The sequence below is a fragment of the Neisseria sp. HMSC064D07 genome (assembly GCF_001837185.1).
In the GTDB taxonomy this organism is placed as follows: Bacteria; Pseudomonadota; Gammaproteobacteria; order Burkholderiales; family Neisseriaceae; genus Neisseria; species Neisseria flavescens_C.
Genome location: NZ_KV831701.1, coordinates 20,290 through 46,180, shown reverse-complemented (window position 1 = coordinate 46,180; position 25,891 = coordinate 20,290). Strand labels below are relative to the sequence as shown.

The 25,891-nt window shown below is 47.2% G+C and carries 28 protein-coding genes; 20 read left to right on the top strand and 8 right to left on the bottom strand.

Annotated features, from left to right (window positions below; genetic code table 11):
- Positions 1-322: 322 nt before the first annotated feature.
- From HMPREF2608_RS07295 to HMPREF2608_RS07285, 3 genes are read right to left on the bottom strand one after another with little or no spacing between them, the layout of a single operon-like run.
- A complete protein-coding gene (locus HMPREF2608_RS07295; RefSeq protein WP_070826474.1) occupies positions 323-1,639 on the bottom strand; it encodes an MFS transporter in 1,317 nt (438 codons plus the stop codon).
- The gene (ccoS, locus tag HMPREF2608_RS07290) at positions 1,636-1,824 is read right to left on the bottom strand and encodes a cbb3-type cytochrome oxidase assembly protein CcoS (RefSeq protein WP_049333240.1); all 189 of its coding nucleotides are present in this window, start codon (positions 1,822-1,824) and stop codon (positions 1,636-1,638) included. The genes HMPREF2608_RS07295 and ccoS overlap by 4 nt, the downstream gene beginning before the upstream one ends.
- Positions 1,824-2,129, bottom strand: coding sequence for an HLGFF motif protein (locus HMPREF2608_RS07285; RefSeq protein ID WP_003681461.1), 306 nt, complete (start codon positions 2,127-2,129; stop codon positions 1,824-1,826). The genes ccoS and HMPREF2608_RS07285 overlap by 1 nt, the downstream gene beginning before the upstream one ends.
- A gap of 235 nt (positions 2,130-2,364) precedes the next feature.
- Between HMPREF2608_RS07285 and HMPREF2608_RS07280 the strand changes: the two genes are divergently transcribed.
- The gene (locus HMPREF2608_RS07280; protein WP_070826473.1) at positions 2,365-3,561 is read left to right on the top strand and encodes an acetate kinase; all 1,197 of its coding nucleotides are present in this window, start codon (positions 2,365-2,367) and stop codon (positions 3,559-3,561) included.
- Positions 3,562-3,710: 149 nt separating this feature from the next.
- Here the strand turns inward: HMPREF2608_RS07280 and HMPREF2608_RS07275 are convergent, their stop codons facing one another.
- On the bottom strand, positions 3,711-6,473 hold the full coding sequence (locus HMPREF2608_RS07275; protein WP_070826472.1) for a TonB-dependent receptor domain-containing protein: 2,763 nt from the start codon (positions 6,471-6,473) through the stop codon (positions 3,711-3,713).
- A 385-nt stretch (positions 6,474-6,858) separates the two neighbouring features.
- Positions 6,859-7,320 (bottom strand): c-type cytochrome, encoded by a 462-nt coding sequence (locus tag HMPREF2608_RS07270; RefSeq protein ID WP_070826471.1) that lies wholly within the window; start codon positions 7,318-7,320, stop codon positions 6,859-6,861.
- A gap of 132 nt (positions 7,321-7,452) precedes the next feature.
- Between HMPREF2608_RS07270 and HMPREF2608_RS07265 the strand changes: the two genes are divergently transcribed.
- From HMPREF2608_RS07265 to HMPREF2608_RS07240, 6 genes are all read left to right on the top strand, one after another.
- Complete coding sequence (locus HMPREF2608_RS07265) at positions 7,453-8,277, top strand: SDR family oxidoreductase (protein ID WP_070633432.1); 825 nt, start codon at positions 7,453-7,455, stop codon at positions 8,275-8,277.
- A 113-nt stretch (positions 8,278-8,390) separates the two neighbouring features.
- Entirely contained in the window at positions 8,391-8,864 is a 474-nt protein-coding gene (locus HMPREF2608_RS07260) for a Fur family transcriptional regulator (protein WP_070826470.1), read from the top strand.
- Positions 8,852-9,781: a CobW family GTP-binding protein gene (locus tag HMPREF2608_RS07255; protein ID WP_070461484.1), complete on the top strand. Its 930-nt coding sequence runs from the start codon at positions 8,852-8,854 to the stop codon at positions 9,779-9,781. The genes HMPREF2608_RS07260 and HMPREF2608_RS07255 overlap by 13 nt, the downstream gene beginning before the upstream one ends.
- A 98-nt stretch (positions 9,782-9,879) precedes the next feature.
- The gene (locus HMPREF2608_RS07250) at positions 9,880-10,935 is read left to right on the top strand and encodes an ABC transporter permease subunit (RefSeq protein WP_039862485.1); all 1,056 of its coding nucleotides are present in this window, start codon (positions 9,880-9,882) and stop codon (positions 10,933-10,935) included.
- 36 nt (positions 10,936-10,971) lie between these two features.
- Positions 10,972-12,012: an ABC transporter permease gene (locus tag HMPREF2608_RS07245; RefSeq protein WP_070826469.1), complete on the top strand. Its 1,041-nt coding sequence runs from the start codon at positions 10,972-10,974 to the stop codon at positions 12,010-12,012.
- Between the two features lie 110 nt (positions 12,013-12,122).
- Positions 12,123-12,803 carry a sulfite exporter TauE/SafE family protein gene (locus tag HMPREF2608_RS07240; protein ID WP_003680951.1) on the top strand — a complete coding sequence of 227 codons (681 nt, stop codon included), beginning with the start codon at positions 12,123-12,125 and terminating at the stop codon, positions 12,801-12,803.
- 86 nt (positions 12,804-12,889) lie between these two features.
- Here HMPREF2608_RS07240 and HMPREF2608_RS07235 read toward each other — a convergent pair whose 3' ends face one another.
- From HMPREF2608_RS07235 to xseA, 3 genes are all read right to left on the bottom strand, one after another.
- On the bottom strand, positions 12,890-13,699 hold the full coding sequence (locus tag HMPREF2608_RS07235; RefSeq protein WP_070826468.1) for a sulfite exporter TauE/SafE family protein: 810 nt from the start codon (positions 13,697-13,699) through the stop codon (positions 12,890-12,892).
- Position 13,700: 1 nt separating this feature from the next.
- Positions 13,701-14,480 carry a CDP-diacylglycerol--serine O-phosphatidyltransferase gene (gene pssA, locus HMPREF2608_RS07230; protein ID WP_070826467.1) on the bottom strand — a complete coding sequence of 260 codons (780 nt, stop codon included), beginning with the start codon at positions 14,478-14,480 and terminating at the stop codon, positions 13,701-13,703.
- Between the two features lie 123 nt (positions 14,481-14,603).
- Complete coding sequence (gene xseA, locus HMPREF2608_RS07225; protein WP_070826466.1) at positions 14,604-15,953, bottom strand: exodeoxyribonuclease VII large subunit; 1,350 nt, start codon at positions 15,951-15,953, stop codon at positions 14,604-14,606.
- Between the two features lie 181 nt (positions 15,954-16,134).
- Here xseA and lpxK point away from each other — a divergent pair, with 181 nt between their 5' ends.
- The 13 genes from lpxK (at position 16,135) to HMPREF2608_RS07160 (ending at position 25,791) form a co-directional block, all read left to right on the top strand.
- On the top strand, positions 16,135-17,145 hold the full coding sequence (gene lpxK, locus HMPREF2608_RS07220) for a tetraacyldisaccharide 4'-kinase (protein ID WP_070826465.1): 1,011 nt from the start codon (positions 16,135-16,137) through the stop codon (positions 17,143-17,145).
- Positions 17,146-17,209: 64 nt separating this feature from the next.
- Complete coding sequence (locus tag HMPREF2608_RS07215; RefSeq protein WP_070826464.1) at positions 17,210-17,875, top strand: DUF2059 domain-containing protein; 666 nt, start codon at positions 17,210-17,212, stop codon at positions 17,873-17,875.
- Positions 17,876-17,921: 46 nt separating this feature from the next.
- A complete protein-coding gene (locus HMPREF2608_RS07210; protein ID WP_070826463.1) occupies positions 17,922-18,503 on the top strand; it encodes a DUF2059 domain-containing protein in 582 nt (193 codons plus the stop codon).
- Between the two features lie 61 nt (positions 18,504-18,564).
- A complete protein-coding gene (locus tag HMPREF2608_RS07205) occupies positions 18,565-18,747 on the top strand; it encodes a Trm112 family protein (RefSeq protein ID WP_002221286.1) in 183 nt (60 codons plus the stop codon).
- Entirely contained in the window at positions 18,744-19,505 is a 762-nt protein-coding gene (kdsB, locus tag HMPREF2608_RS07200) for a 3-deoxy-manno-octulosonate cytidylyltransferase (protein WP_070826462.1), read from the top strand. The genes HMPREF2608_RS07205 and kdsB overlap by 4 nt, the downstream gene beginning before the upstream one ends.
- 11 nt (positions 19,506-19,516) lie before the next feature.
- Complete coding sequence (locus HMPREF2608_RS07195; protein ID WP_070826461.1) at positions 19,517-20,050, top strand: 3-deoxy-manno-octulosonate cytidylyltransferase; 534 nt, start codon at positions 19,517-19,519, stop codon at positions 20,048-20,050.
- A gap of 57 nt (positions 20,051-20,107) precedes the next feature.
- Positions 20,108-20,755: an adenylate kinase gene (gene adk, locus HMPREF2608_RS07190; protein WP_003682888.1), complete on the top strand. Its 648-nt coding sequence runs from the start codon at positions 20,108-20,110 to the stop codon at positions 20,753-20,755.
- A 110-nt stretch (positions 20,756-20,865) separates the two neighbouring features.
- Positions 20,866-21,597, top strand: a complete 732-nt coding sequence (gene pyrF, locus HMPREF2608_RS07185) for an orotidine-5'-phosphate decarboxylase (protein WP_070826460.1) — start codon at positions 20,866-20,868, stop codon at positions 21,595-21,597.
- A gap of 94 nt (positions 21,598-21,691) precedes the next feature.
- Complete coding sequence (locus tag HMPREF2608_RS07180; protein ID WP_070826459.1) at positions 21,692-22,084, top strand: DUF2185 domain-containing protein; 393 nt, start codon at positions 21,692-21,694, stop codon at positions 22,082-22,084.
- 104 nt (positions 22,085-22,188) lie between these two features.
- Positions 22,189-23,151, top strand: coding sequence for a D-glycero-beta-D-manno-heptose-7-phosphate kinase (gene rfaE1, locus HMPREF2608_RS07175; RefSeq protein ID WP_070826458.1), 963 nt, complete (start codon positions 22,189-22,191; stop codon positions 23,149-23,151).
- Positions 23,152-23,290: 139 nt separating this feature from the next.
- Entirely contained in the window at positions 23,291-24,295 is a 1,005-nt protein-coding gene (rfaD, locus tag HMPREF2608_RS07170; RefSeq protein ID WP_070826457.1) for an ADP-glyceromanno-heptose 6-epimerase, read from the top strand.
- Between the two features lie 455 nt (positions 24,296-24,750).
- The gene (locus HMPREF2608_RS07165; RefSeq protein WP_070461500.1) at positions 24,751-25,095 is read left to right on the top strand and encodes a hypothetical protein; all 345 of its coding nucleotides are present in this window, start codon (positions 24,751-24,753) and stop codon (positions 25,093-25,095) included.
- Between the two features lie 408 nt (positions 25,096-25,503).
- Positions 25,504-25,791 (top strand): barstar family protein, encoded by a 288-nt coding sequence (locus HMPREF2608_RS07160; protein WP_070826456.1) that lies wholly within the window; start codon positions 25,504-25,506, stop codon positions 25,789-25,791.
- Positions 25,792-25,891 lie beyond the last annotated feature (100 nt).

Sequence of the window (25,891 nt, the reverse complement as noted above, 5' to 3'; positions counted from 1 at the left end):
ATTGTTTGGGAACTATTAGGTAGGTAGTTATTATACTCTCAGGCTGTCTGAAAAAGGTTTCAGACGGCCTTTAATAAACTGCCTAAAAATTAATCAAATATCGTTTTTCTTTGAAATATCAATGATTAAGATGATTTATGCACAGCCTTTGCACACGCTTGTTTGGGGATAATGTGCATTTTGTTTGGCGGTAAAGTTGTGCTTAAAATTTAGGCAGATGTGTTTTTTAATTTTAAATCAGACAGTAATCTGATTTATGCACAAGCTGTCCACGCGATTGAACAGTGAAAATGTGCATGGTGGGGATATATTTCAGACGGCCTTATTTGCTGATTTTCAACAAAGCGGTTAAATCCCCGATAAATTTCGGTTCCCGTTTGATGAGGTAAACAATCAACGGAAGATTACCCACGGCAACAATCAAATATAGCAGCGTGATGCTGTCGAACAACATCAGCAAAACCGCGCTCAAAATAGCGGCCGACACCATAAACACACCATTGATGATGTTGTTGGCGGCGACCGCGTGGGCGCGGAAGGTTTCGCTGCTGGCAGTTTGCAGCCAAGTGTAGAGCGGTACGGAGAAAAAGCCTCCGAAAAAGCCGATGGCCGACATCACCAGCATAATCGGATACGCCTTGGCTTGCGATAAGAACCAAATAATGCCGTTTAATTCGGTAAAGCGTTGGCCTTGGGTCAGCCACACCAGCAATAATCCACAGACGGTCAGCCCCAGAGTGCCGATGGTAACCAAGCCCAAAATCAGGCGTTCATGGCTGAGTTTGGCGCATAATACCGAGCCGATGGCGATACCGATGGAGAACAGCGCCAACATCAGGTTGAACACATTATCGTTGCCGCCCAAATGGATTTGCGTGAACGTCGGCAGTTGGGTGGTATAAACCGAGCCGACAAACCAAAACCATGAAATACCGATGATGGAAGTGAATACGGGACGATTGGCCGCCGCTTCACGAATCAGTGAATTTGTGCCTTTGATGATGTTCCATTCAATTTTTGTGTCCGGCATTTTAGCGGGTACAGACGGCATAAACAGGCTGGTCATCGTGCCGCCGATAGCGACCAATAACACCAAACCGCCAACAATATACGGCGGAACGCCTGCGACTGCGGTGCCCAAAATCTGGCCGAGCAAAATGGCGATAAACGTACCCGATTCAATCAGGCTGTTGCCCATAATCAGCTCTTTGTCGTTGAGGTAATCGGGCAAAATGGCATATTTCAGAGGGCCGAACAAGGTCGATTGCGTACCCATGCAAAACAGGCAGATTAAAAGCAAAGGCGCGGATTGGATGTAGAAGCCATACGCTGCCACTGCCATGATGATGATTTCCAACAGCTTGATCCAGCGTGCCAAAACTGCTTTATCGAATTTGTTGCTCAACTGTCCTGACAGCGCGGAAAACAGGAAGTAGGGCAGAATAAACAGCATTGCGCCCAAGTTCAGCATTTGGCTGGGCGGCAGAAAGTCGTTTTTACCCAAACCGTAAAAACTGATCATCACGAATAATGCGGTTTTGAACATATTATCGTTCAACGCGCCCAAAAACTGCGTCCCAAAGAGCGGCGCAAAACGGCGGGTCGTGTGGAAATTCAGATTGTCTTTTTTAAGGCTCATCGTTTGGATTCTTTGTCTTCGTCTTTTTCGATCAGTTTTTCAGTGGAGTCGTCATCCATCAAAATGCGGTGCGCAGGTCCTTCAAGGTCGTCAAACTGTCCGTTTTTACCCGACCACCAGAAAAACCAACCGATGATAAAGGCCAAAATAATGCTGATGGGGACAAGGATAAACATACTTTCCATTACATCGCTCCGGTCAAATCGGTCAGGATAAAGGTTTTACCGCTGATGGTCAGGTATTCGTTGCGCAACGCACCGATATTTTTATCGTCAAAAAACAATTCGATACGGTCTTTAACCACGCGCCAGTATTGTGGGATATCGGTTTGCTCAAAAGGCGACAATACCGCCGCTTCGGCTGCGTCTTCGCTTTGCAGCTTGATTGCGAAGCGTCCGCTTTGCGGCGGATTTTGCGATTCATCATCTGCCAACATAATAAAAAATCCGGCGTGTTCGCCGTCTTGAGTGTGGATACTGAAATAATGCATATCGGGAAATCTTCAAAACCGCCGTCATTTTTTCAGACGGCCTTAAAATAAAATTCCGTCCATTTTACATCAAATATTAAGTCAAGCAGCCGATTACATTTTTTGTTAGAATACGGCGTTTACTTTGTTAATCTGTTCAGACCGCTACCCACTACGTCCCACAAGGGGTGCAACATAGTCGGAGCCGCAGTCAGGTCCCGACAAAAATGCCGTCTGAAACCTCAAGGAGCATAAAATGACACAAAAATTAATCTTGGTTTTGAACTGCGGCAGCTCTTCCCTCAAAGGTGCCGTATTGGATAACGACAGCGGCGAAGTATTGTTGAGCTGCTTGGCAGAAAAACTCAATCTGCCTGATGCCTATATCACCTTTAAATTCAACGGTGAAAAACGCAAAGTCGATCTTTCTGCCAAACCTGACCATACCGGTGCCGTTGAAGCCCTGATGGAAGAACTGAAAGCGCATGATCTCGACAGCCGTATCGGCGCCATCGGCCACCGTGTCGTCAGCGGCGGCGAGTTGTACAGCGAATCCATCCTCGTTGATGACGAAGTTATCGCCGGCATCGAAAAATGTATTCCGCTCGCTCCGCTGCACAACCCTGCGCACCTCTTGGGTCTGCGTGCCGCACAAAGCATTTTCAAAGGTTTGCCTAACGTTGTCGTATTCGACACCGCTTTCCACCAAACCATGCCGGAACATGCCTACACCTACGCTGTTCCACATGAATTGTATGAAAAATACGGCTTGCGTCGCTACGGCGCGCACGGTACCAGCTACCGCTACGTTTCTGATGAAACCGCCCGTTTCCTCGGTAAAGACAAAAAAGACCTGCGCATGGTGATTGCCCACTTGGGTAACGGCGCATCTATTACCGCCGTCGCCAACGGCGAATCACGCGATACCAGCATGGGTCTGACTCCGCTGGAAGGTTTGGTAATGGGTACCCGTAGCGGCGATATCGACCCATCAGTTTTCAGTTTCTTGGCTGAAAACGCCAACATGACCATTTCCCAAATTACTGAAATGCTGAACAAAAAATCCGGCCTGCTCGGTATCTCCGGTTTGTCCAACGACTGCCGTACCATCGAAGAAGAAGCTGCCAAAGGTCATCCGGGTGCCAAACTGGCTCTGGAAATGTTCATCTACCGCTTGGCTAAATACATTGGCAGCATGACAGTCGCTGCAGGCGGTTTGGACGCATTGGTCTTTACCGGCGGTATCGGCGAAAACTCCGACATCATCCGCGAACGTGTATTGGGCTACTTGGGCTTCCTCGGTCTGCACATTGACCAAGAAGCCAACCTGAAAGCCCGCTTCGGTAATGCTGGTGTGATTACCACTACCGACAGCAAAGCTGTTGCCGTTGTGATTCCTACCAACGAAGAATTGATGATTGCACACGATACTGCCCGTCTGAGCGGCCTGTAATCCGTCATTATTGAAAACCTGCCCGCAAGGGCAGGTTTTTTATTGTGTATAGATGAAGAAAATTTTGAGGATATATCGAAAAAAGCCGGAAAACATTGTGTTTACCGGCTTTTTAATCAGTGCAATATTAAGAATGCTGATGGATAGGTTTAGAACTTATAGCTGATGGTAAACAGCAAAGTCCTGCCTCGTGCGTAGTTGTTCAAGACGGAGCGTGTCGTACCGCCATATTTGCCATTGCATAAACCGTTGGCATCGCATTCGACTTCCTCATCATCTAAACCGCCTTTTCTTTCAAATACGCTGAAATAGCGCTGGGTTGCGGCATCATTTGCGGCATCCAAAGGATCGACATAGCGTTTATTGAACGCATTTTGAATGTCAAAACGAAGGATAAGGTTTTTCTTTGGTTCATAATTGGCATAGAAATCAAAAATCATCGGCTGTCTGTTGATGCTTTCTGTTTTTTTGATCACCCTTCTGCCCATTTGATGTGAAGAGTAGGTATTGGCGCCGGTTGTACCGTCAACAAATTCCTCCTCAGTCGTTGCCCGTGTACTTTTGCCGTAATAGCGCATAATGCCGCCGATGGTCAATTTATTGCCTAACCATCGGGACCCTAATTCAAAACGGCCATAATCTCGGGGCAGGCGGGAAATTTTGCTTAAGCCGTAGCCTTGTTTGATTTGGTCTTCTTTAGAAGAGTTGCGGGGTGATTCGCTGGCATCGCTATAGTTGGTTGGCTGGTTGGTTTTTTGATAGGCGTAAGACAGGGTGGTAAAAAAGCGGCCGAAATCATAGTTCATTTCCACTTCCAAACCATTTTTATGGACAGGTTTGGCATAGTTTCGATGCTGGATAGAGTATTGCAGGCCGGTACTGGTTACCCAGCTGGGTGCTTTATCCAAATCCCACCATTTGCCATAAACATTGTGAATATAGTTGTTTATCCTGCTGCGATAGGCGACCAGTTTGAAACCCAATACATCGTCCGGCTTGAAAATCCCTTTTTTGAAGGTATTGAAGCCTATTTGGTAAGTATTGGCCTGTTCCGGCTTGAGGGCTGTATTGACGCCTGAGTCGCCGATTTGTGAAAAATACATTTCTTGAATATTCGGCATTCTATGCGTACGAGAATAGCTGATAAACGGCATAAAGTAGTCATTGACATTGATGTTTAATGCCACCGAATGGTTTACCGCATGTTTTTTACCGGATTTGGTATAAACCGGTTCGTAAAGGTCGCAGCTTGGCGTGCAATGCTGTTTATAAATTTCAGAATCTTCTCCAAATGCTTTTTTAAAATCTTCTTGGGTATTGAAGTAGTCGGTATATTCGCCTTTGTAGCGGTAGTTGACCATATTGGCGCTGTAATTCAATTGATAAATGCCTTTTTTCAAGGAAGTATCAAAATAGAACGTATTGAATTTTTGCTGGCCTGAAGGTTGCAATATGGTTGATTTCTGAGGAAATATTCCTTTGTCGCCTTTGAAGCGGCCTAAAAAGCTGTACAGGCCGGCATCTTGATCCGGGCCGTCGTAAAAAAGGCTCAGCTCTTCCGGAAAGCGGTTTTTACTGTATTGGTTTTTAAAGAAATTGAAACCGACGGTGGCTTTTAAATCTGTTTTGTTGGGAAGGTTGAAAGAGAAGCGGTTGTTGATATCCAAAAGATTGGCTGTGTTTTTGGTTTCCAAATAATCAAGCAGCCCCCATCCTGAAAAACGTGAGTTTTTCGGATATTTTTGTTTTCCCAGATTATGGGCGGCCAATACGTTTAAATCGACATAATCGCCAATGTTTAAGTTGTAATTGGCTTGATAGTTGCGGTTTTCTACTTTGCGGCTGCCGATACGGTTGTTCATGGTACGAAGCTGAAGATCCAACTTGTTGTTGTCGTTTTCGTATTCCACTTTGACCAAATGGCTGTTTGAGCGTTGTTGCAGGCTGGTCGGGTCGATTGGAGTCAGGTCCCATTGCGGTGCTAAATTCTCTTTCCAGCTTCTTTCCAAATCATCGACATAATCTCTTTGCAAAACCTCAGGATCGTTATATTTTTTGGAGAAAGGGTAGTCCCAATAGCTTTTACCGACCGCATTGCGCTTGGAAAAGTCGCGAACCCAACGATTTTGTTCGTGATCGAATTTTAATAAGTTGCTCTCAAAATATTCTTGTTTTTTACGGTCCAAATATTCCTCGCCAAAATTGCCGATACGCTGACCGCCGCCGCCTACTTTATAGTTTTGCTCGACATTGCGGTGGCTATAACCATATAAGGCGCCAAGGCGTGCACCGCTTTCAAACCATTTTTGTACCGCTCCGGTTGCCATAAAATTGCTTTTTGTGCTGTTTGTGCCGGTCAATCCTTTGGTTAAAAGGCCGAAGGTATTGTTTCCGTGTACCACATCGTCTACCCGTAAAGTACGGAAATTGGCTGTACCGGATAAGGCATTGATACCGTTGGCACCTGTGAAACTGCCTTTGGTTACATCCACGCCGGCAATAAAATTGGGATCCAGTGCAGTACCGAATTGCGAGGAGCTGCCGCTGCGTCCAGCATCGGCAGAAGTGGAATAGAAGGTTTGGGTGACGCCATCAACCATCGTATTGACGCGTCCCAAACCGCTATCGCCACGGATATTGACCGCCAATACCCCCGATCCCTTGTCTTGTTGGGTAAAAACGCCGGGCATACTCCGAACGATGGTATCGATGTTTTCGCTGGATTGATAAATGCGTTCACGCGAACTTTTGGCTTGGCCTTCGGTAAAAACTTTTTTCTCTTTGGCAATGTATTTACCTTTGACTTGAATTTCATCAAGCTCTTGAGTTGAAACCTCGTCTTCTGCGTGTGCGATACTTGTTATAGCCAGTAAAGATAATGTCAGTAGATTTAATTTGAAATTCGGATTCATGATAGTTACCTCAGAAACGAAGTTGATACTTTATAACATATTATTAAACTTTACAAATATTTTAATAATGGTTTTTATTTATTAAAAAATAAAGAAGATTCTTGTTTTAGGAGATAATCCACACGCATATGATTAATCTGACTGAAAAGATAAAGCAGGTCTGAATTTGAATTGGGTTGGTTGAGAAGAAGGGAGATTTAATTGAATTTAAACAGCCGGAAGAAGAAAATTTGATTGCGATATGTGAACTGGGCCGTCGGTTTCAAATGAAACCGGTAAAAAACATGAAATGCAAAATATAAAGTCGATATAGAAAGGTTTGAAGGCAGTTGAAGAAAAGGCCGTCTGAAAATGATATTTCAGACGGCCTTTATTGCTTTAAGCCTTATTCCGGACCGCGGAATGTATCGTGGCAAGATTTGCAGCTTGCACCGGTTTCGCCGTAAGCGGCTTTGATTTCTTCCAATTTGCCAGTTTGGGCGGCGGCGTTGAGTTTCTCAACTGCTGCGACGAATTTTTCTTCTTCGGCTTTGAATGTGGCTGTGTCTGTCCAAATGGCAGGCAGGGCGCGGCCGTTGCCTTGAGGGTCGGATTCAAACAGGGTGAACGGTTTTTTGCTGTTTTCGGCAAAAGTGGCTGCAGCTTGTTTGAATTTCTCAACGTCGTAAGGCTCTTCGTCTTTGACCATTTTGCCCATGTGGGTAAACTCAGGCATCATGGTTTTGAATGCGGCCGTACGGTCTTCGGAAATTGGGCCTTTAGGCTGGGAGGGCGCACCGCTGCCGCCGCAGGCGGAAAGCGTAAGCGCTACTGCTGCCAGGGCAACTGGGATAAAACGGGTTTTCATATGGAGTGTGTCCTATTGTGATGATATGATTATCGTTAAATTTAGAATCAGCCGGCCAAACGCTTAGGCCGTCTGATAAGGCGTTATCATACCTTAAACCCAAGTCTGAAACGAGTATAGAAAGGAAACGATATGGCAATTTTGATTACCGGGGCATCGGCAGGATTCGGCGCGGCAATGTGCCGCACCTTTGTTGCGGCAGGCTATCATGTCATTGGCGCGGCACGGCGCGAAGACAAATTGCAGCAGTTGGCAGAGGAATTGGGCGAGCAGTTTTACCCTTTGGAAATGGATGTTTCGCGCACTGAGTCGATTCAAAACGCTTTGAACAGCCTGCCCGAGCATTTGTCGGAAATCGATTGCCTGATCAACAACGCCGGTTTGGCTTTAGGTTTGGATTCTGCCGATAAAGCCGATTTTGGCGATTGGGAAACCATGATTCAAACCAATATCATCGGCCTGACTTTTCTAACCCGCCAGATTTTGCCTCAAATGGTAGCGCGCAAACAGGGCTACATCATCAATTTGGGTTCGATTGCCGGCAGTTATGCTTATTCCGGCAGTAATGTCTATGGTGCAACTAAGGCTTTTGTGCGCCAATTCAGTATGAACCTGCGCGCCGAATTGGCAGATAAAAATATCCGCATTACCAATATCGAACCGGGTTTGTGCGGCGATACCGAGTTTTCCAATGTCCGTTTCAAAGGCGACGATCAGCGTGCGGCCGAGGTTTATGAGAATGTCGAGTTTATCCAGCCGCAAGATATTGCCGATACCGCTTTATGGCTCTATCAGCGTCCGGCGCGGATGAACGTCAATTCCATCGAAATCATGCCGGTTGCCCAGACCTTTGCAGGCATGAAAGTTTACCGCGATGAGCCTGCTCCGGTGAAGGAAGAAACGTTTGAAAAACAAAGCATGTCTTTGTTTGGAAAAATTAAATCTTGGTTTAAGTAATCGGCATCAGGCCGTCTGAACGTTTCAGACGGCCTCTTTGTTATCTGAAATTGAACAAACACGTTATAATGTAATTTTTTATTAACAAGGCCGTCTGAAAGGCTGTTTCAGTTATGAACGTAATCAAACAAAAAATCTTAGAACAAGCGCAGCGCGATGGTGTGCAGGTAACCGCTTTGCGCGAGCAAGTGCTTGATATTGTTTTGAAACAAAGCGGCGTGATTAAAGCCTACAACGTTCTGTCGCAGATGCAGCAGCAAAGCGAGGGCGTGGTTGCGCCGCCGACGGCCTACCGCGCCCTTGATTTTTGGGCGGAGCAGGGCGTTTTGCACAAAGTGGCGGCGGTCAACGGCTATATTCTGTGCAGCCACGCGCAGCACGAGTGCAATGACCATTGCCATGACCACGAAGAAGCCGAAGCGCACCACAGCGCGTTTATTTTGGTTTGTACCGAATGCGGTACGGCAGATGAGCAGACCTTGAGCCAAGAATGGGCGGCATTGCGTGCAGGCGTGGCCGAAACTGGTTTCTCATTAAAAGAAGAACATATTGTTTTAACAGGAATTTGTAAAAAATGTCAGAAGTAAAAAAGACTAAAGTCCACCTGATTTCAGGCTTCCTCGGAACAGGCAAAACCACCGCCCTTAAAAGTCTGATGGCGCAAAAAGACCCGAATGAAAAATGGGTCATCATCGTCAACGAATTTGGCGAAATCGGCATTGACGGCGCCGTCTTGAGCGACAACGGCATCCCCGTAGCTGAAATCGCCGGCGGCTGTTTGTGCTGTACTGCCGGCGCGCAAATGGGTACGACCGTACAAAAGATGCTACGCGATGCCCAACCCGACCGCTTGATGATTGAAGCCAGCGGCCTGGCGCACGCTGCCAGCGTTATCGACGAATTGAAAGCCAAACCGCTCGATAGTATGCTGGAAATCGGCGCCGTCTTTACTGTTGTCGATCCGCGCCAGTTTATTAATCCTGATTACGCGCAACAGGCTTTGTATAAAGACCAAATCGGCATTTGCGACGTATTGGTCGCCAGCAAAACCGACTTGTGTACGCCCGAGCAGCTGGCCGAGTTTCACGATAAAGCGGCCAAGCTGTTCCCGCCTAAAGCCAAAGTGGTTGAAGTTCAAAATGCACAACTTGACATCCAATGGCTTGATATTCCCGTTGTCGAAAAATCGCGCTACCGCCTAAAAGCCTTGCCGGACAACACCATGGGCTTCCAGTCTCAAGGTTTCACTTTCCCTTCCGGACGTGATTTCGACGGCGAAAAGCTGACCGATTTCTTCAACGACCTGCCTAAATTTACAGACGGCCTCGTGCGTGCCAAAGGCGTGTTCCAAGTCCTCGGTACATGGGTATGGCTGAACTGGGTGGACGGTCAATGGGGCGCAAACCAAGTTTCATGGCGCCGTGATTCCCGCTTTGAGCTGATTGCCAAATCGTTTGATGCGGATTTGATTGAGAAGAAATTGCAGGAGGCGTTGGAGAAGTAAATCATCGGCCAAACGCTTATTAATCCGTTACTATATGCCGTCTGAAGTCAGCGGTTTCAGACGGCCTTCAAATCAAAAAAATAGAGGAACACTTAACCATGTGGCGTTATATCTTTCATCGTTTGCTCCTTTTGATTCCCACGCTGTTGGGGATTTTGGCGATTACTTTCGCCGTGATTCAGTTTGTTCCCGGCGGCCCGGTGGAGCAGATGGTTCAGCAGCTGACGCAGGGCGCGGTTGGCGGCGAGACGGCGGGACACAGTATGCCCGGAACTTTGGCTAAAAACGGTAACCGCATCAGCGCGGAAGATTTGGCCGCGTTGAATGCTTTATACGGTTTCGACAAGCCGCCTGTGACGCGTTTTGTGGATATGGTATGGAAATTCGCCCGTTTCGATTTGGGCGAGAGCTTTTTCCACCACCAAACCGTATTTGAGCTGGTAAAAGAGAAAATGCCGGTGTCGATGAGTTTGGGTTTGTGGACATTCTTCCTAACTTATTTGATATGTATTCCGTTGGGTATTGCCAAGGCGGTTAGGGATGGCAGCCGTTTCGATACGATTACGGGCATGATCATTTTGGTCGGCTATACCGTACCGCCGTTTGTATTGGGTTTGGTGTTGCTGGTGTTGTTTGGCGGCGGCAGCTTTTTTGCCTGGTTCCCGCAGGGCGGTTTGGTCGGCGATGATTTCGATACGCTCTCTTGGGCCGGTAAAGTCAAAGATTATCTGTGGCATATGGCCTTGCCGATTACCGCTTCAGTGGCAGGCAACTTGGCGGTGATGACCGTATTGACGAAAAACGTATTCCTTGAAGAAATCCGCCGTCAATATGTTTATACCGCCCGAGCCAAGGGCTTGCCTGAGAAGCAGATTTTGTGGAAACATATTTTCCGCAACGCCATGATTCCTCTGATTACCGGTTTCCCGGCCGCATTTATCGGCGCATTCTTTACCGGAAGCCTGTTGATTGAAACGTTGTTCTCGCTGGATGGTTTGGGTTTGCTGTCTTACGAGGCAGTGATGAAACGCGATTATCCTGTCGTAATGGGCACGCTGTATGTGTTCACGCTGATGGGGTTGTTGGCTAAATTGGTGTCGGATATTTCTTATTCGTGGGTCGATCCGCGCATTCACTTTGGCGGACAGAAATAAGGCCGTCTAAAAATATCTTCAATCCATTATTAAAGAATGTTTCGAACCATGAAAAAGAAAAAATCTACTTCAAACCCTACTTGGCAGGCCTTTAAGCAACATAAGCGCGGTTGGCTGGCTTTGCGGATTTTGGCCGTTTTGTTTGTTGTCACTTTGCTTGCGCCTTTGTGGAGCAACGACAAACCTTTGTGGATACGCTATCAGGGCGAGTATTTCTTCCCCTTGGTAAACGAATACAACGAAACCGCATTTGGCGGCAATTTCGATACGCCTGCGGATTATTTGGATCCGCTTATCCGCCACAACATTACTTCAGACGGCAATTTCGCCCTTTACCTGCCCAATCCTTACGATGCCGATACCTTGAACGATTTTGATACGGCTCCCGATCCGGCCAAACCGTCCGAACGGCATATCTTGGGAACGGACGACCGCGGCCGCGACCTGTTGGCGCGCTTGGTTTACGGTTTCCGTGATTCGCTGCTGTTTGCCTTGGTGTTGACCGTGGTGACTACCGTAATCGGCGTGGTTGCAGGCGCGGTGCAGGGTTATTTCGGCGGCAAAACCGACCTTCTAATGCAGCGTTTTATCGAGGTTTGGGGCGGTATGCCGGAGCTGTACCTCTTGATTATCCTGTCTTCATTCTTTAATCCGGGACTGTTGATTTTGCTGGTGTTGCTGTCGCTTTTCGGCTGGATGGGCTTGTCCGACTATGTCCGCGCCGAGTTTTTGAAAAACCGTCAGACCGATTATGTTTTGGCGGCGCGCGCGATGGGCGTGGGCAACCGTGAAATCATGTGGCGCCATATCCTGCCCAACAGCTTGACGCCGGTACTGGCCTTCCTGCCTTTCCGTATTTCCGGTGCCGTACTTGCCCTGACCAGTTTGGACTTCTTGGGCTTGGGCGTACCTGCCTCACAGGCAAGTTTGGGCGAGTTGCTGGCGCAAGGCAAAGACAACTTGGATGCGTGGTGGATCGGCCTGTCTGCCGTTGCTACGCTGACGGTGATGCTGCTTTTGCTGGTCATGATTGGCGAAGGTTTGCGTCAGGCATTTGACGTACGCGCACGCAGTTAATTGCTTTTCTAAAGCGTGAAGAGGGTGGGTGGCAAAGCCTGTCCTGCATTCTTAGGGCCGTCTGAAAAGTTTCAGACGGCCTCATCCATTCGTTTGAATCATTAAAAACCATGAATCAAGAAATCACATTTCTTACTCTTTTTCTGCTCGGCTTTTTTGGCGGAACGCATTGCGTCGGTATGTGCGGCGGATTGAGCAGCGCATTTGCTTTGCAGCTGCCGCCACATTTAAACCGAATCGGGCTGATTGTATTGTTGAACTTGGGGCGCATCAGCAGCTATGTCGTCATTGGCCTGTTGGTCGGCTTGGTCGGGCAGGTCGGCATTTCCTTGGACGATACGCGTGCGGTTCAAAACGGTTTGTATATTGCCGCCAATGTCTTGCTGCTTTTGCTCGGGCTGTATCTTGCCGGTATTTCGACTGCCGCAACCAAAATCGAAGGCATCGGCAAACCGATATGGAAACGCCTGAATCCGTTGCTGAACAAATTGCTGCCGATTAAATCGGTGCCTGCCTGTTTCGGCGTGGGTGTGCTTTGGGGCTGGCTGCCTTGCGGTTTGGTGTACAGCGCGTCTTTGTATGCTTTGGGCAGCGGCAATGCTTTGCACGGCGGACTGTATATGCTGGCGTTTGCATTGGGGACATTGCCGAACCTGCTTGCGATGGGCATATTTGCAGCGCAGTTGAAAACCTTTTTGCAAAAACGCATGGTTCGTTTGTGCGCCGGATTGTTGGTGGCAGGATGGGCGATATGGCGCTTGGCTGTATTTGCAATGGGGCAAATCGGGTAAGGTAAAAAGGTTTTATTTAGTTTGTTGTTTTGCAATCAAAAAGGCCGTCTGAAAGATTTTCAGACGGCCTTTTTCACAAGAAAGATTTAATGTATCAAATTCCAAGCCATTTTGGCGGCAATCAGCAGCAACATAATGCCGAAAGCGATTTTGAGTTTTCGGGCGGGCAGCTTGTGCGCCGTTTTTACGCCGAGCGGAGCAAAGAGGATGGTGGCAACGCTCAATATGGCCACAGCCGGAAGATAGATAAAGCCTGCCGCGCCTTCAGGCAGGTTGGCAACATGTAAACCGTTGGCAAAATAGCCGATGGTACCGGCAATCGCAATCGGCCATGCCAGACCTGAAGATGTGCCGATGGCACGGTGTGCCGGAAAGTTGCAATACAGCAGAAATGGAACGGATAGCGAACCGCCGCCGATACCGACCCAACTTGAAGCCGCCCCAAAAAGCGTGCCGACGGCTGTCAGGCCGGGGAGGGCAGGCAGGGTGCGCGAAGGTTTGGGTTTGGAATCGCGTAGGGTTTTAAGTGCGATAAATGCAAGAAATGCAATAAAGAAAACCTGCAAAGCCAGCGTCGGCATATATTTTGCCGACACCGCGCCGAGGAGTACGCCGAGTATCATGCCCGGCGTCATCCGGCGGACGGTCGCCCAATCGATGGCGTGTTTTTTATGTTGGGCGTACATACTGGAGAAGGTGGTAAACACCATGACGGCAAAGGAAGTGCCGATGGCAAGATGCTGGGCATAGGAGTGGCCGCCTATGCCTTGCAGTTGCAATGCCCATAAGACAACGGGAACAATCAGCGTGCCACCGCCTACGCCAAACAGTCCGGCAATAAAGCCCGATGCGCTGCCGACGGCGAGCAGGGAAAGGATGATGTCCCAAGACCACATTTCAGACGGCCTTGTCGTGTTTGTGTGTTTTATGGCGTTTTTTAAACCAACGGATGATTGCCATCACATAACCGGACAGGCTGTAACCGAGGAAAAACAAGAAGAGGACGAGCGAAGGCTTCCAGTTGATGAGCAGCAATACCAACACGGCCAACACCATGCCCATAAACGGTACTTGGCGGCGGATGTTGATTTCTTTGAAGCTCCAAAACGGAATCTGCACAATCATGGAAATGCCGGCAAACAGGGTGATACCCAATGCCCACCAATGCACGCCGGGGAAACGCTCGACGCTGTGGTTGACCCAAATCAGGCCGACAATCAACGCAGCGGCGGTCGGGCTTGGAACACCGATAAACCAGCATTTATCGACTTTGCCGATAAGCGTGTTGAACAGTGCCAAACGCAGGGCGGCGCAGGCGCAGTAGATAAAGGCGACGGAATAGCCGATTTTGCCAAACTGCCAAAGTTGCCATTTGTAGGCAATCAGGGCAGGCGCGACGCCGAAACTGACCATATCGGCGAGGCTGTCGAGCTGCTCGCCGAACGCGCTTTGGCTGTTGGTCAGCCGCGCAACGCGTCCATCCATGCCGTCGAGCAGCATGGAAAGGAAAACTGCAATCGCCGCTGTTTCATAACGTCCGTGCATGGACTGGGTAATGGCGAAGAACGCGCAAAACAGCGCGGCGATGGTAAAGGAATTGGGCAGCAGGTAAATGCTGTTTTTGCGGATGGAGTTGCGTGGTGGAATCGGATTTTCTGTATTTTGTGAGTTGTCCATAATGTTTCCGTATATGCTGCGTGTGCAGATGAGGCATTATACCGCATTGGCAGGTTAAGGATTTTTAAAAGGCAGACATAGTTTCACTTCAATCGCATAAAGTTTCAGACTGCCTTTATTCCATCAGTCAAACAACTCGCCCTGCGCCTGCTCTTTGGTCACGCGTACGTCGGTTTCACCGTCGGCAAAAGTGATGTGCAGTTTCTGTCCTTGTTTCAACGTATCGGCATTGCGGATGACTTGTCCGCGAGTGTTTTTGACGACGGAGAAACCGCGCTCCAGAATATGTTGCGGCGAGACAGCTTCGAGCAATGCAGCTTGGGCGGTCAGGCTTTGACGGCGGTGGGCAAGCAGCTGGCGGAAGGAATGCGACAGGGCCGTCTGAAAGTGGGTGATGTTGTTTTTGTAAACGGAAACATCAGGACGGCAATGCTTCAGAGTTTGGGTTTGGCGTTCAAAACGGGCGGTATGGGTGCGGAGGTTTTGCGTCATCGAGTAAGACAGCATTTGCGCCAGCTTGCTGATTGAGGCGCGTTGCTCGTCAAGTTTTTGGCGCGGATGACGGATTTGCCGCGCCAGCCAGTCGAGTTTTTGGCTGGCATCGAAATAGCGTTGTTCCAAAACAGTTTTCAGACGGCCTTGGGCTTGGGCGAGGCGGTGTAACGATTCTTGGCGGTTGGGGCTGACCAGTTCCGCTGCGCCGGTCGGCGTGGGTGCGCGTACGTCGGCAACAAAATCGGCGAGCGTGAAATCGGTTTCGTGTCCTACGCCGCTGACAACGGGAATCGCGCAGGCTTCGATGGCGCGCACGACCGGCTCTTCATTAAATGCCCACAAGTCTTCGATGCTGCCGCCGCCACGACAGACAATCAGTACGTCACATTCGGCGCGTTGCGAAGCGGTTTTAATCGCTTGGGCAATTTGCAACTCGCTGCCTGTGCCTTGTACGGGCGACGGATAAACGATAACGGGAATTTCGGGCGCGCGGCGGTTTAAGGTGGTCACGACATCGCGCAAAGCCGCCGCCGCCAGGCTGGTGACGATGCCGATACATTGCGGACGGGCGGGCAGAGGTTTCTTGCGTTCCGCTGAAAACGCGCCTTCCGCCTGCAACTGCGCCTTCAATCGTTCATAGGCTTCGTAAAGCTGCCCCAAACCTTTGAGCCGTACTTCGTTTACGGTAATTTGAAATTCGCCCCGCGCTTCATAAATACTGATTTTTCCTGATACTTCGATATGGTCGCCTTCTTTCAAAGGCTTCGCCAAGCGCATGGCTGCACCCTTAAACATCGCGCAATGCACCTGCGCGCGGCTGTCTTTGAGCGAGAAGTAATAATGTCCGCTGGCGGCACGGGTTAGATTGGATACTTCGCCGGCAATCCACAAGCCTGCGAGATGGTCTTCCAGCAAGGCTTTGGCAAGGGCGTTGAGTTCGGATACAGAAATGGAGGAGGGCGCGAAGAGTTCGGACATTGCGAAACAGGAAAAATTTTGGAAAGTTGAATTATAAAGGTTTTAGAGCGATTCGTTTTATTCGTTTTTATGAAACTTGCGCCCTTTGTTTTAATATTATCAAAGCCGCATGTTCAGACGGCCTTGTCTGGTCGGGCTTGTGTTATATTATCGTTTGATTTTCGCTTCAAAAGCCGTGCGTATGCCCAAACTCCACCAAATTATCGAACGCCATTGGCAATCCCCCAATCCGTTTTTGTCTTTGCTGTTAAAACCATTGTCCAAGCTGTTTGCCAAAATTGCAGCGAAACGGCGCGATGATCTTGTTTCAGGCCGTCTGAAAAGCGAAAAATTGCCTGTGCCTGTGGTGGTGGTCGGTAATATCCATGCAGGCGGAACAGGGAAAACGCCGATAGTCGCCGCGCTGGTGTCGGGCTTGCAGGAAAAGGGTGTTAAGGTCGGTATCATCAGCCGAGGCTACGGGCGCAAGAGTAAGGCGGTTCATGTATTGAATACAGCCAGCAGTGTGGCAGATGCAGGCGACGAGCCTTTATTACTGTTTCGCCAAATCGGTGCGCCGACGGCGGTAGGCAGCAGCCGTGCAGAAGCAGGCAGGGCATTGCTTGCGGCGTATCCGGAGCTTGAATTGATTGTGGCCGACGATGGCTTGCAACATTATGCCTTGCAACGCGATATGGAAATTGCCGTCTTCCCGGCGGCAGATACAGGACGCACCAATTTGGATTTACTGCCCAACGGCAGCTTGCGCGAACCTTTGTCTCGATTGGCTTCCGTTGATGCGGTCGTTGTCAGTGGAGGAAAAGTAGATACGGCATTTAGGCCGTCTGAAAATATGTTTGCCAGCCATATTGAAACAGGGCAGATTTACCGTTTGAACAGGCCGTCTGAAAAATTGGATTTGGCGGGTTTGGGAAATCAAACCGTCGCCGCCGTTGCCGGTATTGCCAAGCCGGAGCGTTTTTTCAATACGTTGCAAAGCATGAATATTGCTTTAAAACAAACCGTTGCCTTGCCTGATCATGCAGATATTACGGCCGCGGATTTGCCGGACGCAGATGTGGTGATTATCACGGAAAAGGATGCGGTCAAATTTTCAGACGGCCACGGCCTGAATCATGTGTGGGTCTTGCCTGTTTATGCGATAATTGAGCCGGACTTGGCGGCGTTTGTATCCGCGAATGTTTCAATCTAAATGCTTATGGATGTTTCACAGATGTTTTAAAGATGATCTTCAAACTACGCGATAGGAGTAAATCATGAAGTTAAAATATTTGTTGGTCGCTTGCGCAGCTTTATTTGTATCCACTCAAAGCCTGGCTGCTAAACCCAGTGATGAATCTGCAATGAAATGGTTGGATATTCAAGGGATAAGCAATAATTATAGCGAGAAAGTACAACGTTCTTTGGAGATGGTGAATAAAGAAGACAATGAACGCTTGTTAACGATGACGCCCAAAGCTCAAAAAGCGCAGATGAAGGCAGTCATCAGCCGTTATATGAAAAATATGCAAGACGATTTGAGCCGCCCTGAGTTAAAAAAACAATGGTTGGATGAAGAAAAGCGTGCCGTACAGAAAGTATTTACACAAGAAGAAGTCGATGTAACCAACCGTTTTTTCTCTTCGTCTCAGGGAAAAAATATTTTGAAAAAGATAAGAAATTTACAACAGCATGGTGGAAATCTTGAGGATATGTTGAGCCAATCGGATATAGAAAAGATGACTGAAGCATTTGGGCATGGTGTCGGTAAGTCTGCGCTCGAGAAAATTAAGCATTTCGATAAGCTGAGTGATGAGATTATCCACAAAACCATGAGTCAAAATTACCTCAATGCAAGCGATAAATATACGCCTGCTTTTGAGGAGCAAACACATGGTATTTTATGCAAAGGCAACAAACATTTGCCGAATTGTGCCAAATAATTTTCCGACTATCTGAAAATATTTTTTTATTGAAAAGGAGAAAAAGATGAAACTGAAAACCTTATTATTGCCCATCGCCGCGCTGGCATTGTGTGCCAACGCATTTGCCGCCCCACCCAGCGATGCGTCGCTGGAGCGTTGGTTGGATACGCAGAATTTCGACCGGGATATGGAAAAAAATATGATTGATGGTTTCAATATTGAATTTAAACCATATGCAGATAAAGCCCTTGCCAACGTACCTGAAGCGAAAAAAGAACAAATGGCAAAAGCTATTGACCGTTATCGCGAGAATGTTTTGAGAGATTTGATGACACCCGAAATGAAGCAGGCTGTCCGCAATACTTTATTAAAGAATGCCAAATCAACATACACTCAAGAAGAAGTTGACAGCATGATTGCCTTTTATAGTTCGCCTATCGGGCAGGCTATTGTTGCCAAGACACCTCTTATGTTCAATCAAGCGATGAGTGAAATAACGACGTTTGGATTTACATTAACAGAGAAAGCTGTACAGCGTCATATGCCTGAATTTGCGAAAGAGATACAAGGTATCATGTGCGGCGGCAAAAACCCTGATGCAAGCTGCAAACAAGCCAAACAGGTTGAAAAAAAGCATAAGAAATAAATTATAGTCGTCTGAAAATATTTCAGACGACCTCCAATTTATCAAACCCGAAAGAAACCCCATGGAAAAAAAATTCTTAGACATCCTCGTCTGCCCCGTTACCAAAGGCAGGCTGGAATATCATCAGGACAAACAGGAATTGTGGAGCCGTCAGGCGAAGCTGGCTTATCCGATTAAAGACGGCATTCCCTATATGCTGGAAAACGAAGCACGAGCGTTGAGCGAAGAGGAACTCAAAGCATGACCGAATTTGTCGTATTGATTCCGGCGCGGCTGGATTCATCGCGCCTGCCCGGAAAAGCTTTGGCGGATATTCACGGCAAACCGATGGTCGTGCGCGTTGCCGAACAGGCGGCAAAAAGCAAAGCCGCGCGCGTCGTCGTTGCCACCGACCATCCCGATATTCATGCAGCCTGTCAGGCGCACGGCGTCGAAGTCGTTATGACTTCAAACCGACACGAAAGCGGCACGACGCGCCTTGCCGAAGCCGCCGCCGCACTAAAACTGCCGCAACATCTGGTCGTCGTCAACGTACAGGGCGACGAGCCGCTGATTGCCCCCGAACTCATCGACCGCACCGCCGAAGTCTTAGTGGAAAACAACGTGCAAATGGCGACGGCCGCCCACGAATTGCACTATTTTGACGAGTTTATGAATCCTAACGTTGTCAAAGCCGTCCTCGACAAAAACCGCAACGCCATCTATTTCAGCCGCGCCCCGATTCCTTTTCCGCGCGACGCCATGCGCGCCGAAAAACGCGAATTACCTTCAGAAACAGCTGTTTTGCGCCACATCGGCATTTATGCCTATCGTGCAGGTTTCCTGCAACGCTATTCGGAAATGGAAGTTTCTCCTTTGGAAACCATTGAATCTCTGGAACAATTGCGCGTCCTGTGGCACGGTTATCCGATTGCTGTTGAAATTGTCCAAGAAGCGCCAGCCGCCGGCGTGGATACGCAGGAAGATTTGGACAGGGTAAGGGCTGTGTTCGAGGCCGTCTGAAAGGAAAAAACATGAATGATTTACGCCATTTGAGCCGTGACGAACAAAAACTGCTTGCCGATGTCGCTTTGCTGGTCAAAGACGACGATCAAGAGTTCAACTACGAAATGTTGAAAGTGGCTGCGCCCGACGAGGCTAGCGGCGAATTTTGGTTTCGCATGGCAGAAATACTCAGCACCCTGCCGCCCAACCAGTCTTTAGATTTACGCATGAACGGCGGACGCTTGACCGTTGCCGTATCGATTTTGTCGGTATTGTTGCAAGACAATCCCGATATTCCGCAGCTTTGGGCACAAAAAATCATTGCGCTCAACTATTTGGCTCATGGCCATCAAACCCGTGCAATCGGTCTGGCGCAACAGCCTGACAAAGCGGCAGAAGCCAACGAGGAAGAATATTTGGCAAAAGCCTTGTCCCAAAACCTACTTTCCACGTTGAAAGACGCATTGGAACGCTTCCCCGAAGACAGCTGGTTTATCGAAATGCGCGATGATGCGTGGCAGCACTTTGGCGCAGAGCAGGCCGTCTGCAGTTTTGAACGATAAACGCAAGGCGTGTAGAATTAAACAAACATCAAATCCATAAACCAAGAAGGACTCATCATGAAAGTATTATTGTTGGGCGCACCAGGCGCCGGCAAAGGCACACAGGCTCAATTCATCACTGCTGCATTCGGCATTCCTCAAATCTCTACCGGCGATATGCTCCGCGCTGCCATCAAAGCAGGCACTCCGCTGGGTTTGGAAGCAAAAAAAATCATTGATGAAGGCGGTTTGGTTCGCGACGACATCATTATCGGTATGGTTAAAGAGCGCATTGCCCAAGACGACTGCAAAAACGGTTTCCTGTTTGACGGTTTCCCACGCACATTGGCACAAGCCGAAGCCATGGTTGAAGCTGGTGTGGATTTGGATGCCGTAGTTGAAATCGACGTACCTGACAGCGTGATTGTCGACCGCATGAGCGGCCGCCGCGTGCATTTGGCTTCCGGCCGTACTTACCACGTTACCTACAATCCGCCTAAAGTCGAAGGCAAAGACGACGTAACCGGCGAAGACTTGATTCAACGCGACGACGACAAAGAAGAAACCGTGAAAAAACGCCTTGCCGTTTATCACGAGCAAACCGAAGTTTTGGTTGATTTTTACAGCAAACTGGAAGGCGAACACGCGCCTAAATACATCAAAGTCGACGGCACTCAACCGGTAGAGGCCGTGAAAGCCGAAGTACTGAAAGGTTTGGGCAAATAAGTTTTGCCGAAGTAAAATCATGAGGCCGTCTGAAAAAATACTTTCAGACGGCCTTTTGTGTACAAAAGCTGTTAAAATCGAAGCTATAACCGTTTATCCGCAGGCATCTTATGAATCCCTTGATCTCCGACTTCCAAACTCAGCAACAACGTACTCCCGTCATCGTCGCCCTCGATTTTGCCAACGAAAAAGATACGCTCGGATTTGTCCGCAATCTTGACCCGACATTGTGTCAAATCAAAATCGGCAAAGAGCTGTTTACCGCAACCGGCCGCAATTTGGCAGAAAGTTTAATCAATCAAGGTTTCAAACTTTTCCTCGATTTAAAATACCACGATATTCCCCATACAGTCGCTCAGGCCTGTAAAGTTGCCGCCGATATGGGCGTGTGGATGGTCGATATGCACGCATCGGGCGGTCGCCGCATGATGGAAGCAGCAGCAGAAGCCGTTGCCGGATATCAAACCAAGCCGCTTTTGATCGGCGTAACCGTGTTGACCAGCATGGAACAAAGCGACTTGGCAGAAATCGGTTTGAACATCGCCCCTGAAGAACAAGTCATCCGCTTGGCGAAACTGGCGCAAAGTTCAGGCTTGGACGGCGTGGTATGTTCCGCCCAAGAAGCCGCGCCGCTGCGCCGTGAATTGGGGCAGGATTTTGTCTTGGTCACACCGGGCATCCGCTTAGATGTTGCCGGCAATAACGACGATCAACGCCGCATCATGACACCGGCCGAAGCATTAGCTGCCGGTTCAACCTATTTGGTAATGGGCCGTCCGGTAACCAAAGCTGCCGATCCGGTAGCCGTATTGCGTGAAGTGAACCGCGTGGCGAATGCTTAAGTATAACAATTTTGATGTTGTTCAAAGAAACTACCTCACTTTGATACGGTAGATAAATAGCCAGAAAATTTTAGCTTGGAAAGGAATTTATCCGATGTCTCAATGTAGTCTAGATGTGAGTAATATTTTTGATCTTGATGCATTTCCAGAAGATGATTTGCTTGTAACGGATGCACCTGTTGGATGGTATGCAATCGTATCACATAAAATTGTCAAAGAAGGGCTTCCTATTAGATTCATGTATCGGGAGTATCAAGGAAATTTACCATTTGACAGTGGATGGCGAGTATTTTCCGGAACAGAAGATAATGAATACACGAATAATCCTGAAAATTTCTCTTTCCATAGTTTAACGCGGCTTACTCATTATCAAGCAGATATTGGGGAGCTGTTTTGGATGGATATTGGTAGTGTTTTTGAGAAAAAAGAAGGAGAGGATTGTTTTTCTCCTGTTGCCGATTGGTCTCCTTTCGACTTTGAAGAATAATAAAAAGTCAGATTTTATTTTTAATCAGTAAATCTGCCAGATAAGTGTTGAGAATATATTGAAGTTTTCACACATATAAAACAACTTATTTTGGAGTGCATAAAATGCCCACCAAGTTCCAACAAGAAACCCTCAAATCTCGTTTTGTACAAGCCAAAGTCCTTGTTGTCGGCGATGTAATGCTTGACCGCTATTGGTTTGGCGATGTATCCCGTATTTCTCCTGAAGCTCCTGTACCGGTGGCGAAAATCGCCCGTATCGACCAGCGGGCGGGCGGAGCGGCAAACGTTGCGCGCAATATCGCCTCATTGGGCGGCAAAGCAGGGCTGTTGTCCGTGACTGGCGATGATGAAGCTGCAGATGCGCTGGACGCATTGATGGTGCAAGACGGCGTTGCTTCCTATCTGATGCGCGACAAGCAAATTGCGACTACTGTCAAATTGCGCGTTGTTGCCCGCAACCAGCAGCTTATCCGACTTGATTTTGAAGAGTCGCCTCATCGTGAGGTGTTGGAACAAATCAAGCATCAATATCGAGAAGTGTTGCCTGAATACGATGCCATTATTTTTTCAGATTACGGCAAAGGCGGTTTGTCGCATATTTCCGATATGATTGATTGGGCGAAACAGGCCGGTAAACCCGTTTTAATCGACCCGAAAGGCGATGATTACGAAAAATATGCCGGTGCTACGCTGATTACGCCGAATCGCGCAGAATTGAAAGAAGTGGTGGGCAGCTGGAAAAACGAAAATGATTTGACCGACAAAGCCCAAAACCTGCGCCGTCATCTTGATTTGATCGCGATTTTGCTGACCCGAAGTGAAGAGGGTATGACCCTGTTCAATGAGGGTGAGCCGATTTATCAGCCTACACGGGCCCAAGAAGTCTATGATGTATCGGGTGCGGGCGATACTGTTATTGCCGGAGTGGGCTTGGGTTTGGCCGCTGGTTATACCATGCCTGAAGCGATGCACCTTGCCAATACTGCGGCAGGGGTTGTCGTGGCAAAACTTGGTACGGCGGTTTGCTCGTTTGCCGAATTGACCAAGGCATTGGAAGAGCAATAATTGCTGTTTCAGACGGCCTTAAAATCTAAAGGCTGTCTGAAAATAGAGTTGAAAAATAATCCAGACAGACAAGTTTTTATTTTCAGACGGCATGATTTCTTCAAGGCCGTCTGAAAAATCAAAATAAAGGAAATTCATTATGACCATTATCGTAACAGGCGCGGCCGGTTTTATCGGCAGCAACATCGTCAAAGCATTTAACCAACGCGGTATTACCGACATTGTTGCCGTCGATAATTTGAGCAAAGGCGAAAAATTTAAAAACCTTGCCGAGTGTGAAATTGCCCATTATCTCGATAAACACGAATTTATCCGCCAAGTGCGCGGCCATCTTCTGCCTTACGACGATATCGAAGCCGTTTTCCATCAAGGCGCATGTTCCGATACCATGAATCATGACGGCCTTTATATGATGGACAACAACTATCAGTACACGCTCGATCTCTTGGACTGGTGTCAGGATGAGCGTATTCCGTTCCTTTATGCTTCCAGCGCCGCAGTGTATGGCAAGGGAGAAACCTTCCGCGAAGAGCGCGAACTGGAAAAACCGCTCAATGTGTATGGCTACTCTAAATTCTTGTTTGACCAAGTATTGCGCCGCCGAATGGAAGAAGGCTTGACCGCCCAAGTTGTCGGCTTCCGCTACTTCAATGTTTACGGACAACAGGAACAATACAAAGGGCGTATGGCATCAGTCGCCTTCCATCATTTCCACCAATACTGCGAGCATGGTTATGTTAATCTGTTTGGCGCTAATGACGGCTATGGTAACGGCGAGCAAACACGCGACTTTGTCAGCGTAGAAGACGTTGCCAAGGTTAACCTTTACTTCTTCGATCATCCTGAGCTTTCAGGTATCTTTAACCTCGGTACAGGCCGTAGCCAACAATTTAACGAGCTTGCCGCCGCAACCGTCAACGCTTGCCGTGCAGCCGAAGGCAAGCCTGAAATGAGTTTGAAAGAGTTGGTTGAAGAAGAACTTATCCGTTATATCCCATTCCCAGATGCACTTAAAGGCAAATATCAGAGCTTTACTCAAGCGGACATCACCAAGCTGCGCGAAGCCGGGTATAAAGAAGAATTCTTGGATGTAAAACAAGGCGTCAGCCGTTACGTTAAATGGATGCTGGAGAACTTGGTTTAGTCTCTTTGCAGGCCGTCTGAAAAAGGATTTTCAGACGGCCTCATCATTTTGGGAGGCTTTAAAATTATAAATTTGCCTTTATTCGATAAGAATGGAAATAGCGTTTTTTACAACAAAGGTTTCAAAAAGGCTTAGATAGGGTAGCAGTGGATCTGCTGGAGTATTTGTAAAAGCTGTTGAGATATTATAGGTGTGAATAGATGAAATGAGACGATGCTATAACCAGTAAAATAAAAATGACTGGAAGTTTTTTAGTCTATTTATATTTAGGGACTGTACTAGATTATCCCTCTGTACTTTTTTCTTTAATTTTCAGTATGTTATAATCATATTTCGAGGTTAGCATATCTGCTAATCTAGTAAAGCCCCTAAAATTAATACGAATGGTAAGCAGCAGGGACGCACTCAAGCTGAATATAATGAAATAACACATTTTAAGATAAGGAGTCATTGATATGAAACAGATAGTTGTCCCTTTAAGTGTTGAAGCCATGAAAAAATTAGATTACGATCAAGCTGATGATAATGAACTATATGTATTTAAACTTTCAGAACAAGAGGTTAATTTGTTATTTGAGAAAAATTTCTTCGATAAAATAAATGAGATAATAGATACATATATAGATGATTATGAGGATGAAAAAATAATTGATTTAAGAAAATTAATTATTCTAAAAAATTTTTTACAAGATAATTCCCATCAGGCATTGACAGATATCCCTCTTAGAATATATCAAAATATTTTATTTTTAACTCAGCTGGCTATTTCCAAACAGACAGGTTTATTTTTCTTTTTTTAAATAACAAGCGCATTTGGAAATCCAAACCATAGCCCATATAAAACTTAAACTCAACAAGTAGCATGTGTGCAGAACGCACGCATGCGGTTCTCAAGGTTTGAGCCAAAAGGTCGTCTGAAACAACAAATACCTTTCTTTTAATAAGTTGCCACAGCAATCAGACAAAAGCAGCCTACCTCCACATCCATATAGGCAACATAGGGGAGATATTTTGTAAATTCTACAAATATTTTACCTGCTAAACAGGGTAGGATATGGTATGAAGCGAACATTAGCTTAATAAACACTATGTCAAGATCGAATCAGGCTGGTACTAGATTGTTATATTCCAATGATGGATTGCTATATAACAACTGATCATTATATCTCTGCAATACAAATTGGAACTTGGAAATAGGAGTATAACTTATGCAATTAGAGATTATCGGTAGTAAAATTTATACGGAACAAGATTTTCATAATCAAATTTCAAAAATATTTTCTATACAAGATTATTATGGGAACAATCTTGATGCTCTGTGGGATTTATTAAGCAAAAATGTAGAACGACCGATTACTTTGGTATGGAAAGATGCTATGTTCTCAAAAAATCAATTAGAAAATATATTTATTGAAATAGTAAAGGTTTTAGAAAGAGTTAAGAAACAAGATGAGGATTATGGATTCGAAGAAAAATTTAATTATATTTTAGAGTAAGTAAACCCTAATTACATTACGTACACAGGCTTAAAACTCCCCAAAGCCAATTAAGCAAGCCGTAATCCATATAAAACTTAAACTCAACAAGTAGCATGTG